This window comes from Arthrobacter glycogeni (genome assembly GCF_054511155.1).
In genome coordinates, this window is sequence record NZ_JBTNDE010000016.1 from 1 (window position 1) to 12,395 (window position 12,395).

A 12,395-nucleotide genomic window follows, 5' to 3' on the forward strand; every position below is an offset into this window, starting at 1 on the left:
CCAGACGCCCCACCAGACGCCCCGCCTGAAGACCTGCCGGGCGCCCCCGCGGCGGTATTCGCGGGCCCGCCGGTCGAGCCGGAATCCGCGCCGGATTCGGGAACGAATCCCTTTCCGGTAGAAGAAGCTGTACTGCTTTTCATACCCCCATTCCATCATCGGGCACTGACATTATTAGGGCCTAAACCAGGTGCACAGAAAAACTTTTTGAAGTATTTTTCAGACCAGAAAACCGGTCACCGAAAACCCTCAATCCGCCCGCCGAACCGTCAGATCTGACGACTCAAATGCCCGCCAGCGGCGAGCTCACGGTTCGGCGAAGAGTTCGGCGAAGGTGATGGCGGGTCGGTCCAGACATGCTCTTTACAGCTGAATCAGTGGAAGCAAAACCAGTCGCATCACAGCGTCCACCGTTTTAGCGCGCTGACTATTTGACAGCCGAGGAGCCAGCATGGGCGACCAGACCAGACCAGACCAGACCAGACCAGACCAGACCAGACCAGACCAGACCCACGCGCACCTTTTCCTAGATCGCCGTGGCCTTCCTCTCGTTCTTCCGTTCCGGCACAGCTGGAACCGCGTGGTGCTTACTTTTCTGCTCAATGGCGGCCGCCGAGGGCGGGCAGTCGCCCAAACCGTTGACCGTGGCGGCGATACCGAAACTTATCAGGCCGCAGGGAGTTGCTAGGGTGTGGACATGACCTCCTGCCCGGGATATCCGGATGCTCAGCAAGCCGCCGAAACCCGCTCTGTCCGGTGGGAGGGCGCCGTCAACGCCCGCGACCTCGGCGGGGTCGGCGGCCTCATTCAGCGGGGCCGGATCTACCGGATGGGCCGCCACGAGTGGATTACTGCTGCTGGCTGGCTGCAGGCCCACGACGACGGCGTCCGCACCGTCGTCGACCTCCGCAATCCCGGAGAATTCGGGCGGCGCGCTAGCGACCCGGCCGTCGCCGATGACGCCCTGGGCCGCTTTACGATCGTCAACTGTCCCACCGAGGATCAGTCCGACGCCGAATTCATGGAGCTGGTTGGCCCGTACCTGAGTTCACCCGAGCACTATCCGGAGAATCTGCGGCGCTGGCCAGGCAAGATCGCCGCCGTCGTGCAGGCAGTGATCAATGCGTCCAACGGCGGCGTGGTGGTTCACTGCTCGGCGGGCCGTGACCGGACCGGCCTGGTGATGGCAGTGATGCTCTCAGCGGCAGGGGCGTCCGCCGAGGAAATCGTGACCGACTATGTGCTGGGGGTGCGAGGGATCAACGACTTCCATTCGACGCAGGAGACCCCGAGAGAAACACCTCTCTCCGAGGATGAGCTGGTGGAGCGTCTCGACGGGGCGACTACGCACCTGCGCGACATGCTGGCTGGCTTCGACGCGGAGCAGTATTTGCTGGACGCAGGTCTGACCCCCGCGGAGCTGGCAGCATTACGGGTCCGGCTGACCGTCTAGGACCCATGGTCGAATGGCCCGGCCCATGGCGAGGGCAGGACTCACGCACCGGGTGTCGAAGATTCGTTAGCGGCGATCGAGGAGCAGATTGGTGATCCGCAGACTGCAGAGGCGTGCGCCGTCGTCGTTGGTCAGCACCACCTCGTGGGTGGTGAGGGTACCGCCCAGATGGAGGGGGATCGCAGTGATGGTGACCAACCCCTCGCGGGCGGACTTGTGATGGGTGGCCGATACATCGACGCCGACAGCCGTTTTACCCAGGGTACTGGCGTGAATGACTGCCGCCCAGGATCCGACTGCCTCACCGACGGCAAGTGATGCGCCGCCATGCAACAGCCCAAACGACTGCCGGTTCCCCTCCACGGGCATGGTGGCGACAACCCGCTGAACCGACTGCTCAAGGATTTTCACGCCCATTTTCTCGTCGAGTTCGCCGAGCTGGATCTGCCATGGCTGGTGGGTCACCGGGGGCTCCTTGTGGGGGATACGGAAATGTCGGTTAATGTACGCTGGATATATTACCGAACGTCCGTTCAGTTATCTTTGTCGGACGGTCGGCGCCGTAGACATTCACAGGTGAAAGGCAAGTCGACGATGACTTCAACAGCGGTACGCGTGGAGACGGTCCCCAGTTTCATTGAGGATGCCTGGTGGACCCCCGACGCCGGGTCCCTCACCGGGAGCAACAGCGCCGAGGTCCGGGATGCAAGTACCGGTGAGACCCTTGCGGTGGTGAGCACCGAGGGACTCGACGTCGCCAAGGTGGTCGATTACGCCCGCACCACCGGACAGCGTGCGCTCGGCAAGTTCACCTTCCATCAGCGCGCCCTGATGCTCAAAACTCTGGCACAGTTCCTCAACGACCAGCGCAACTCCCTGTATGAGCTGTCGGCCCGCACCGGCGCAACGAAAATCGATTCCATGGTGGACATCGACGGCGGCATCGGGGTGCTCTTCACCTTCGGTTCGAAAGGCCGTCGGGAGCTGCCCAACTCCAACGTGGTGGTGGATGGCCCGCCGGAAACCTTGTCGAAGGACGGCACATTCCTGGGCGAGCACATCTACACCCGCATTCCTGGGGCTGCAGTGCAGATCAACGCCTTCAACTTCCCGGTTTGGGGCATGCTCGAGAAGCTGGCCCCGGCACTTTTGGCGGGCGTCCCGACCATCGTCAAACCGGCAACACCCACCGGGTACCTGACCGCCGCCGTCGTGAAGTTCATCATCGAGTCCAACATCCTTCCGCGGGGTGCGCTGCAGCTGATCTCCGGGTCGGCCCGGGACCTGCTCGATTACCTGGACTACCGGGACCTGGTGTCGTTCACCGGCTCGGCGTCGACCGCCAACAAGCTGAAAGCCCACGACAACGTGGTGCACGGTGGCGTCCGGTTCACCTCCGAAACCGACTCGCTCAACGCCGCCATCCTCGGCGAGGACGCCGTTCCCGGCACCCCCGAGTTTGACGCCTTCATCAAATCCCTCGTCACCGAAATTACCGTCAAGGCTGGGCAGAAGTGTACGAGCATCCGCCGCACGATCGTGCCCAAGGCGCTGGTGGCCGACGTCGTCGCCGCGGCGAAGGATCGCATCGAGGCGCGCATCGTCCTCGGCGATCCGCGCGCCGAGGACGTCACCATGGGCGCCCTCGCGTCGCTGGAGCAGCTTCGCGACGTCCGGTCGGCCGTCGAGACCATGCTCGCCGCCGGCGGCGAGCTGGCCTACGGCACCCTCGACGCGCCCCGCATCACCCATGCAGACGGCACAGTGGATACCGCCGTTGACGGCGCCTTCATGTCTCCGGTGCTCCTGACCTGGGAGAACGCCGAGGCGATTGAACTGCACACGGTTGAGGCGTTCGGCCCGGTGGCCTCGGTGATCGGGTACGACGACGCCGCGCACGCCGTGCGGCTCGCCGCCCTGGGCGCCGGGTCCCTGGTGGCGACAGTGTGCACCAACGACCCCACTATCGCCCGCGAGCTGGTCCTCGGTATTGCCGCCCACCACGGCCGGGTGCTGATGCTCAACCGGGAGGATGCGCGCAGCTCCACCGGCCACGGCTCGCCGGTACCGCACCTGGTGCACGGCGGACCGGGCCGCGCCGGCGGTGGCGAGGAACTCGGCGGCATCCGGTCCGTGCTGCACCACATGCAGCGCACAGCGATTCAGGGGTCACCGAACATGCTCACGGCGGTCACAGGGGTCTGGCATGCTGGCGCCGACCAAAGGTTCGGCGCCACCCACCCATTCCGAAAGAACCTCGCCACGCTACACATTGGCGACGCCGTCCGCTCCGACCTACGGCAGGTCACCCTCGAAGACATCACCGCGTTCGCCAACACCACTGGAGACACGTTCTACGCTCACACCAACGAGGACGCCGCGACCGCCAACCCGTTCTTCCCGGGCATCGTGGCGCATGGCTACCTGCTGCTGTCCTGGGGTGCCGGGCTGTTCGTCGATCCCGCTCCCGGGCCGGTCCTGGCCAACTACGGGCTGGAGAATCTGCGGTTCATCACGCCGGTCGCCGCCGGTGACTCGATCCGGGTCACCCTGACGGCCAAGCGTATTACCCCGCGCGAGGACGAAGAATACGGCGAGGTTGCCTGGGACGCGGTGCTACTCAACCAGGACGATGAAATCGTCGCCACCTACGACGTCCTCACCCTCGTCGAGAAGTAACCCCTTCCGGCGGGGGTCTCGGCGGGCTGGGGCGCGAAGTTCAGGCAAGCGGGGATTGGACACGGTGGAGCCCGTCGAAGAGCATGCTGATGACATCGTCGGCCAGTTGTTCGGGTGACACAGCGCCGCCGGGTTTGTACCATTCGACGATCGAGTTGATCGTGCCGAACAGCAGGCGGGTGGTGGTTCGCGGGTCAAGGTCTGACCGCAGGGAGCCCTCAGACCGGGCCGCATCCACTAACGCTGCCACCTGGTGATCGAAGGTACGTCGGCGTTCCAGGGCGCCGCGCTCTATCTCCGTGTTCCCGCGCAACCGCAGGAGAAGTGTTACGAAGGGGAGTCGCTCGATCAGGACAGCGATCGTGCCCCGGAGGACGAATTCCAGCCGGGCGTCCGCCTTGCCCGATGTGGCTGCAGGATCGATTAGCACGGCCTCCAACCCGCCCAGGGCGTGATCCAGGGCCAGGCGAAGAAGGTCCCCCTTGGAGGGAACATGATGGTAGATCGCCGACTTGCTGATTCCGAGGTTCTCGGCGAGGACGCCCATCGAAGTGGCCTCGTAGCCGTGCCGGTTGAACACGTCGACGGCGATGGTGAGGACAGCCTGCTGATCGTACCCGGGCCGTCCGCGCCGGCTGGCGGCCTGCGGGAGTGCTGTTGACATCAGGCGCCAGCCTTAGGCCGGAGATCGTAAATGCGCCGAAGTTTGCCACTGGATCGGGCGAGTGAACCGGGCTCGGCTACGGTGACCGCGCAGCTGGAACCGATATGGATCTTGATCTGTTCGCTGAGCTGGCTGGCGGCTGTCTCGGCATCGTGCGCTGAGACACCTTCCCGCGGTTCAATCTTGACGGTCATTGCGTCCATCCGTTGGCCCTCCGGGCGGGTGAGTACCAGCTGGAAGTGCGGGCTGAGCGCAGGAATGCGCAACGCGATTTCCTCAATCTGGGTGGGGAACAGGTTGACGCCACGGAGGATGATCATGTCGTCGCTGCGCCCGGTGATACGACCCATCCGGCGCATCCCTGGCCGGGCGGTGCCGGGTAGCAGCCGGGTTAGGTCGTGGGTCCGGTACCTGATGATTGGCAGTGCCTCTTTGGTGAGGGAGGTGAAGACCAACTCGCCGTGTTCGCCGTCGTCGAGCACCTTGTCGGTGAACGGATCGATAATCTCGGGGCGGAAGTGGTCCTCCCAGATGTGCGAGCCGTCTTTGGTCTCGACGCACTCACCCGCGACTCCCGGGCCCATTACCTCGGACAAGCCGTAAATGTCGCAGGCGTCGAACCCCATCCGGTTTTCCAGTTCGTGGCGCATCTCTTCCGTCCACGGTTCGGCGCCGAGGACAGCAGTTTTCAGCGAGGTGCTGGAGGGGTCGATGCCCGCTGCGGCCATCGCGTCCAGGATGGTGAGCAGGTAGGTGGGGGTCGCTAGAATGGCATCGGGTTCAAAGTCCGTGATGAGCTGGACCTGGCGTTCGGTCTGCCCGCCCGAGACAGGGATGACTGTGCAGCCGAGTCTTTCGGCGCCGCAGTGGGCGCCCAGGCCGCCGGTGAACAGGCCGTAACCGTACGCGTTGTGGACTTTGTCGCCCTTCTTGACGCCCGAAGCCCTGAGCGACCGGGCGACCAGGGTGGCCCAGCGGTCCAAATCCCCGGCGGTGTAGCCGACCACAGTCGGGCGCCCGGTGGTGCCCGACGACGCGTGGATCCGCGCCACTCGATCCTGGGGGACGGCGAACATTCCGAACGGGTAGGTACTCCGAAGGTCCTCCTTGGTGGTGTAGGGGAACGATGACAGGTCGCTGAGGTCCTTGAGATCGGACGGGTGCACTCCCGCGGTGTCGAATTTCTCACGGTACAGCCGGACGTTGTCGTAGGCATACTGCACGGTGTGCTGAAGCCGGGCTAGTTGCAGCTCTTCGATCTGGTCCCTGCTCATCAGTTCCTCGGCGTCGAGCGTCGAGGGATCGGCGGCGCTGGCCTTGAGTGCCGTGCCGGTCATGGGAGGCTCTTTTCTGACCTTGGGCTGTCGGGACAGTCGGGACTGGCAGGGCTCGCGGTGGTGCGGCGCGGGTTAGGGATGGTGCGTGAGCGGCCGCGGAATTCAGCAATCGCACGGGAGTAGTGGTCGTTCTGTGCCGTGATGGAGATGTCGTACAGACCGCTGCGACCCGCTACGCAGCGCCGGTCGGCCGTGGCGTCAACAATCTCAATGCCAAGCCAGCGGGAGGCGTGGTCCTGTTCGAGAATAGGATGCGTGGGTTGGACGCCGGTGTCCGCCATGGGAGCCTCACTGGTTGTTGACAGAATTAAGAGACCCGTCCGGTCTTTTGTGACCGAATGGTCATTAGGTAATTCACTTAGGTAATACCGGCGGACGGTGCGGTGTCAAGCGATGACGCCCCGGCTGAGCTTCGACCGGCGATCACAGAGTCCCGACTGGCGGAGCCCGACATAACGATTCCGTAACGGCGGTCGAGGTCGCGCTCGCTGACTAGGTGTTTTGATGACGGATCAGTTTCAATTCCGGCCAATGGAAGCGCTCCCACTTGACGGAAAAGCCGAGCCTTTTCAGGATGAACTCAAAAGCGTGGGAGCGCTCTCACACTTATTGGCAATCACCCGACAAAGGAGTCACCCGTGCAAAATCGAGCCAAAATTACCGCGCTTTCAGCGAGCGCAGCCTGCCTGGCCCTTGCCCTGTCAGCTTGCGGTTCCGGTTCCACCCCTGGTGCGGGTGCACGCCGAGTACACTGGGCCGGCGGGTATCCCCGTCTACATCACCGAGAATGGCGCCGCCTACGACGACGTACCTGACGCGGCGGGGTTCGTCGACGACCAGGACCGGCTCGCGTATTTCGACAGTCACCTCCGGGCAGTGCGGGCAGCGATCGACGACGGCGCCGACGTCCGCGGCTACCTTGCCTGGTCCTTCCTGGACAACTTCGAATGGGCCTGGGGCTACCACCAGCGCTTCGGTCTGGTCCGGGTGGACTACGACACCCAACAGCGCACCCCGAAGGCCAGCGCACTCTGGTACGCCCGGGCCGCCGCGGCCAACGCGCTGCCGGCCCCCGGCCAGGCCCCGCTGGTAAGACCGGGCGCCGCGGTGGGGGTGCGTGGCCCGGGGGACACTGCGATGGCCGCCATCCGGTAGGGCCCTACTGGCAGGTCATCGTGTCGTATTCTCAAGGTGATGAATGATCAGCAACCACGGGCCGGGCGTCCCGGACTCGCTCACCTGCCGCAGGCGAAATACAGTCCCACCCTGGAGGACCTGGCGGCAGCAGCGGGCGTGTCCCGGTCGACGGCGTCGCGCGCCATCAACGGGGGCAGCCGGGTGAGCCCGGAAGCCCAGGCGGCGGTAGACGCCGCCGTCGTCGCCCTCGCCTACACGCCCAACCGTGCCGCGCGATCGCTGGTCACCCGACGCACCTCGTCGATTGCCCTGGTAATCCCCGAACCGGACATGCGCGTCATGATGGACCCGTTCTTCGCCATGATCATCACCGGGGTTACCGAATCGCTGCGGGAAACCGATGTGCAGCTGGTCCTGCTCATGTCCAGGAGCGACGATGCGGCGCGGACGGTCCGCTACCTGCGGGGCGGGCATGTGGACGGGGCCATCGTGGTCTCGCACCACCAGGGGGACACATGGGTGGGGCCGCTCGCCGAGAGCGGGCTGCCCATCATCTTTATCGGCAGGCCCTGGCAGAGCGGGCACGGACTGACGTACGTCGATACCGACAACTATGGCGGCGGCACCCTGGCTGCACGGCACCTGCTCGCAACGGGTAGCCAGCGGCCGGCCACCATTGCTGGACCCGCCGACATGACCGCCGCCGTCGACCGCCTTGGCGGCTGGCAGGACGGACTGCTCGGTGCTGGGGCGGCGCCGAGCCCGGTCGAGTTCGCCGACTTCACCACGGCGGGCGGAGCCGAGGCGACCCTGCGGCTGCTCGACGCCGCCCCCGACACCGACGCGATCTTTGCCGCGTCCGACCTGATGGCTGTCGGCGTGCTGGAGGTCCTGCAGGCCCGCGGGCTTCGGGTTCCCGACGACGTCGCAGTGGTCGGGTACGACAACCACAGCATCTCGGCGCTGGCGTCGCCGGCCCTGAGCATTGTCACCCAACCCATGGCCGAGATGGCCACCAAGGCCGGCACCATGCTGCTGGAGGAGATTGAGGCTCCCGGCACCCACCCCGACCCGGTGGTCTACCCGGCGGAACTGGTCGTGCGAAGCTCCTCGGCGCCGAGGGCCGCTGCGACGAAAGCGTAGTCCCAGGCAACGTCCTTCCACCGCTCGTACCGGCCACTGGCACCGCCATGGCCGCCGTCCATCTCTGTCTTCAACACGATCGGCTCGCTGCCGGTGGTCGTATCGCGCAGCTTGGCCACCCATTTTGCGGGCTCGACATACAGCACCCGGGTGTCGTTGAAGCTGGTGACCGCGGCAATCCGCGGATACCGGGTGGCCTTGATGTTCTCGTACGGGGTGTACTCCTTCATGTATCGGTACACCTCGGGGTCGGTGATCGGGTTGCCCCATTCTTCCCACTCAAGGGCAGACAGGGGTAGCTCGGGGTCGAGGATGGTGGTCAGCGCGTCGACGAACGGCACCTGGGCTACCACCGCCTGGTATAGATCGGGGGCGAGGTTGGTGATCGCACCCATCAGCAGCCCGCCAGCGGATCCGCCCATTGCGGCGATCCGGTGGGGGTCAACGTAGGCGGACGCCCCCACATGTCGGGTCGCGTCGACGAAGTCAGTGAACGTGTTCTTCTTGTTGAGCTTCTTGCCGCCTTCGTACCAGGTGCGGCCCATCTCGCCGCCCCCACGGATATGCGCCACCACGAAGACCACACCGCGATCCAGCAGCGACAGCCGGGCGATTGAGAAGCCCGGGTCCATGCTGATTTCGTAACTGCCGTAGGCGTAGACCAGTGCCGGGTTTGCGCCGTCCCCGGCGAGGTCGGTCCGCCGCAGGACCGACAGGGGGATCAGGGTGCCGTCGCCCGCCGTGGCCCACTGCCGTTCGGCAGTGTAGTCCGCCGAGCGGTAGCCGCCGCGGACCTCGGTCTCCTTGCGCAGCAGCAGGTTCCCGGTGTCGAGGACGTAGTCGTAGACGCGTGGGGGAGTGAAGAAGGAAGTGTAGGAGAGCCTGATGATCGGCGAATCGAACTCGGCGTCGGCAAGGTTGCAGGTGAAGAGCTCCTCATCGAATGCCGGTTCGGCGGGTGCGGGCTGGCCGGCCGTGCCGAGCCCGGCGAGCGGGAGCACCTGAACGCGCTCGATGGTGTCCTTGCGGACCGAGACGATCACATGGGTTGACGTGACTGCGACCCCGCTTACCCGCACGGCGTCGTCGTGCTCCACTACGGTGTTCCAGTGCTGGTCGGGGAGGGGTTTGCCGACCTCGGTCTCGGCGGCGAGGCTGACCATCGAGTTCTTGGCGTTCCGGTTGTGGGTCAGAAGGTAGTGGCGCTCGCCGTCGATCGTCACCGGATCGGCCTCGTAGAGGACCTTCTCGCTGCGCGGAATCAGCGTGAGCAGGCCAGCCGACTGGTTGGCCAGGTCCAGCACGCGGTACTCGCTGTACTCGGAGCAGCCGATGCCGATCAGCAGCTGCGACCGGTCGGCTGACAGGTCGAAGCCCGTCCACATGGCCACATCGTCCTCCTGATACACCACCGCATCCTGTTCCACCGGGGTGCCAAGGGTGTGCGACCTGACCTGGTAGGGGCGCCACGAATCGTCCACCACCGTGTAGAACACCTGGGTGCCGTCGGGGGAGAAGGCCAGCCCGTAGAAGATGTTCGGCACCACGTCGGGGAGTCGGTCGCCGGTGCGCAGATCCTTGATCCGCAGGGTGAATCGCTCGTCGCCGGCGTTGTCCTCGCAGTAGGCCAGCAGGTTCCCGTCTTCGGTGACGGCCAGGCCGCCGACGGAGAAGAATGGTTTGCCTTCGGCTTCCGCGTTGCCGTCCAGCATGACCTGCTCGCCCTCGATGGGGTTACCGGGGACAATCTCCGGTGGCGTCCAGTCGTTGGCGAGGTCACCTGTATCAGTGGCAGCTACCCGGCAATTGATGGCGTATTGCTTCCCCTCTTCGGTGCGGGCGTAGTACCACCATCCCTTCTTGCGGGAGGGTACCGACAGATCAGTTTCCTGCGTCCGGTTCTTGATTTCGCCGAAAATGTCCCGCCGGAGCTGTTCCTGGCCAGCTGTCACGGCGTCGGTGTATTCGTTCTCGGCCTTGAGGTGGGCGACCACCTCTGGGCTCTCCTTTTCCCGTAGCCACTCGTACTCGTCAACGAAGGTATCCGAGTGGTGGGTGCGTTCCGTCGGCACCTTTTTGGCAACGGGAGGGGCGGGGAAGTGCGTCTCTGCAGTCATGGAAACCATCCTGCCATCAACTCGGGCGTGCAGGTTTTCCCGGGTTCTAGGGCCCAGACCGTGTGGCGGGGTACGACACGCCGGTTTATGGTCGACGACGGCGGCGGTACCTGGGCAGACCTGCACGCCCGGGGCGCACTCAGGCGGCCCTCAGACGGTGTGGACCGTTGGATCGATGACCGGATCGGCGCTTTTGACCGATCGCCAGACGAATCCGGTCACCACCACCGTCGCCGCGGCGGCTACCGGGATGGCCGGGAGGCGAAGGAGGACCAGATCCGGGGTCAGGCCGATCACCGCGGCATAGGCTAGGGCGATGCCCATTCCCAGCAGGCCGCTGTGCCACACGGCCCAGGACCTGATGATCGACGCCAGGTTCACCGCAACTACTACGAGGGCTGCGACCGTGACGATGATCAGCGCGAGGAGCAGAACCGTCACAGTGAAATCGGTCCCGGTGACTATTGCCGTGACGGAGGGGAGCAGGACCGTAAACGCTGCGACGGCGAGAGTCCTGCCGATCCAGACACCCGGACCATCGGGCCGCCGCCGGGGCAGGTCGAGGTTTTCCGCATAATCTCCGGGTAGCCCGAAGGCGTCGACGGACCGTTCCCCGGTGTCCTTGAGGTGGGCCTCGACGGTGGACACGGCGTCGCCGATCAGGTGGCCGGGAACATCCCTGAATCGTAGTTCCAGGATGAAATCTTCGAGCCACTTCTGGTGCTCACTGCTGGTGTCATTCACTGGGGTCTCCGATCGGGTAGGCGTGTGTTTTTGCTATGCGGCAAGGAAAGTTCCTGCTGTGAAGACGGCTGCGCCGATGGCCATCAGGCAGGGAACCACACCATCACGCGGTCGGTAGCTGTGTCTTGTTCGGGTGCGCCCGCATTGGCAGGTCTCACGATGCCCTCGTTGCTCTTGATCGATGCGCGGGCCCAGAATCCTGCGCCTATGATGAGTGCTCCCGACAGCGCAGCGGCAGCAGCAGACGAGACCTCCCACTGGGGTAGACGCAGAAGCATAGGTAAAATCGGGGCCAGGATTCCCAGGCCCACGACAGCCATCCAGATCGCCAGCAGCACCCACCACCTCTTCACTAGGCGGAAGATGTTCTTCGCAATCAAGAGCATGGTGAGCGCAAGAACCAGGAAGAGCGAAAACTCGACGCCACTGAAGCTCACCGGTTCACCCCGACCCGCAGCAGCAATGGCCGGGAAATAGATCACTAATCCAAGGATGCCCAGAAGAGCAGGAACCAGCACCCGAGGGAAGTGCAAGCCCGGTGTGCTCGTGAATTCCAGCGCCTGCGCGTAGGCAACAGGGTCGCCGAACGCCTCCTCAGCCGACTCTCCGCTATCGGCGAGATGTGATTCGACAGATGCCTTAGCATCGCCGATATCCCGTCCACCAACCCCGCGGTGCGAGAGCTCCAGTACGAAATCAGTCAGCCACTGCTGGTTTTTTCGAGTGTCATTCATTGGATAGCTCCGTTCAGGTGGGTCAGGGTCCGGGTGGTGAAGACGCGCCAGTCGGCGGATTGCTGGGCCAGTTCAGTGCGGCCGGCGTCAGTGAGGGAGAAGTACTTGCGGCCAGGACCGCCGTCGCCGGCCCGCCATTCGGTAGTGACGAACCCCGCCGACTCGAACCGGGTCAGCAGCGGATACAGCGTCCCGCCCTTGATGGAGCCAAAACCAGCCTCCTCCAGTGCGGTGGCGACCGCGTAACCATAGGTCGGCCCGGCTGCGAGGACCTTGAGAACACTCATACCCAGCGCGCCGCGCATCCATTCGCTGGGCCATTGTTTGTCTGACACGTGTTTGTCGGTCACAACTACATAGTCACACTAACTAGTCGGCGTGTCTACC

Annotated in this window: 10 protein-coding genes and 1 pseudogene; 4 read left to right on the forward strand and 7 right to left on the reverse strand. The window is 64.6% G+C overall.

Annotated features, from left to right (window positions below; genetic code table 11):
• Positions 1–697: 697 nt before the first annotated feature.
• Positions 698–1,453 carry a tyrosine-protein phosphatase gene (locus ACX80O_RS11770; RefSeq protein ID WP_459333564.1) on the forward strand — a complete coding sequence of 252 codons (756 nt, stop codon included), beginning with the start codon at positions 698–700 and terminating at the stop codon, positions 1,451–1,453.
• Between the two features lie 66 nt (positions 1,454–1,519).
• Here the strand turns inward: ACX80O_RS11770 and ACX80O_RS11775 are convergent, their stop codons facing one another.
• Positions 1,520–1,870 carry a PaaI family thioesterase gene (locus ACX80O_RS11775; protein ID WP_459308185.1) on the reverse strand — a complete coding sequence of 117 codons (351 nt, stop codon included), beginning with the start codon at positions 1,868–1,870 and terminating at the stop codon, positions 1,520–1,522.
• 177 nt (positions 1,871–2,047) lie between these two features.
• On the opposite strand from ACX80O_RS11775, the gene paaZ reads away from it, so the two are divergent.
• Positions 2,048–4,132 (forward strand): phenylacetic acid degradation bifunctional protein PaaZ, encoded by a 2,085-nt coding sequence (gene paaZ, locus ACX80O_RS11780; RefSeq protein WP_459308054.1) that lies wholly within the window; start codon positions 2,048–2,050, stop codon positions 4,130–4,132.
• A gap of 40 nt (positions 4,133–4,172) precedes the next feature.
• Here the strand turns inward: paaZ and ACX80O_RS11785 are convergent, their stop codons facing one another.
• Together ACX80O_RS11785 and paaK are read right to left on the reverse strand one after the other, a co-directional pair.
• The gene (locus ACX80O_RS11785; protein WP_459333565.1) at positions 4,173–4,796 is read right to left on the reverse strand and encodes a TetR/AcrR family transcriptional regulator; all 624 of its coding nucleotides are present in this window, start codon (positions 4,794–4,796) and stop codon (positions 4,173–4,175) included.
• Complete coding sequence (gene paaK / locus ACX80O_RS11790) at positions 4,796–6,133, reverse strand: phenylacetate--CoA ligase PaaK (RefSeq protein ID WP_459333566.1); 1,338 nt, start codon at positions 6,131–6,133, stop codon at positions 4,796–4,798. Before paaK ends, ACX80O_RS11785 begins: the two co-directional genes overlap by 1 nt.
• 726 nt (positions 6,134–6,859) lie before the next feature.
• On the opposite strand from paaK, the pseudogene ACX80O_RS11795 reads away from it, so the two are divergent.
• Positions 6,860–7,288 (forward strand): annotated as a pseudogene (locus ACX80O_RS11795) (family 1 glycosylhydrolase); the annotation flags it as partial.
• A gap of 39 nt (positions 7,289–7,327) precedes the next feature.
• Complete coding sequence (locus tag ACX80O_RS11800; protein WP_459333567.1) at positions 7,328–8,413, forward strand: LacI family DNA-binding transcriptional regulator; 1,086 nt, start codon at positions 7,328–7,330, stop codon at positions 8,411–8,413.
• On the opposite strand, the gene ACX80O_RS11805 is transcribed toward ACX80O_RS11800, so the two are convergent.
• The 4 genes from ACX80O_RS11805 to ACX80O_RS11820 form a co-directional block, all read right to left on the reverse strand.
• Complete coding sequence (locus tag ACX80O_RS11805; protein ID WP_459333568.1) at positions 8,350–10,530, reverse strand: S9 family peptidase; 2,181 nt, start codon at positions 10,528–10,530, stop codon at positions 8,350–8,352. The two genes, ACX80O_RS11800 and ACX80O_RS11805, sit on opposite strands and share 64 nt — an antisense overlap.
• Before the next feature lie 150 nt (positions 10,531–10,680).
• Positions 10,681–11,274, reverse strand: a complete 594-nt coding sequence (locus tag ACX80O_RS11810; protein WP_459333569.1) for a hypothetical protein — start codon at positions 11,272–11,274, stop codon at positions 10,681–10,683.
• Positions 11,275–11,357: 83 nt separating this feature from the next.
• Positions 11,358–12,008 carry a hypothetical protein gene (locus tag ACX80O_RS11815; RefSeq protein ID WP_459333570.1) on the reverse strand — a complete coding sequence of 217 codons (651 nt, stop codon included), beginning with the start codon at positions 12,006–12,008 and terminating at the stop codon, positions 11,358–11,360.
• A complete protein-coding gene (locus ACX80O_RS11820; protein WP_459308187.1) occupies positions 12,005–12,313 on the reverse strand; it encodes a PadR family transcriptional regulator in 309 nt (102 codons plus the stop codon). Before ACX80O_RS11820 ends, ACX80O_RS11815 begins: the two co-directional genes overlap by 4 nt.
• Positions 12,314–12,395 lie beyond the last annotated feature (82 nt).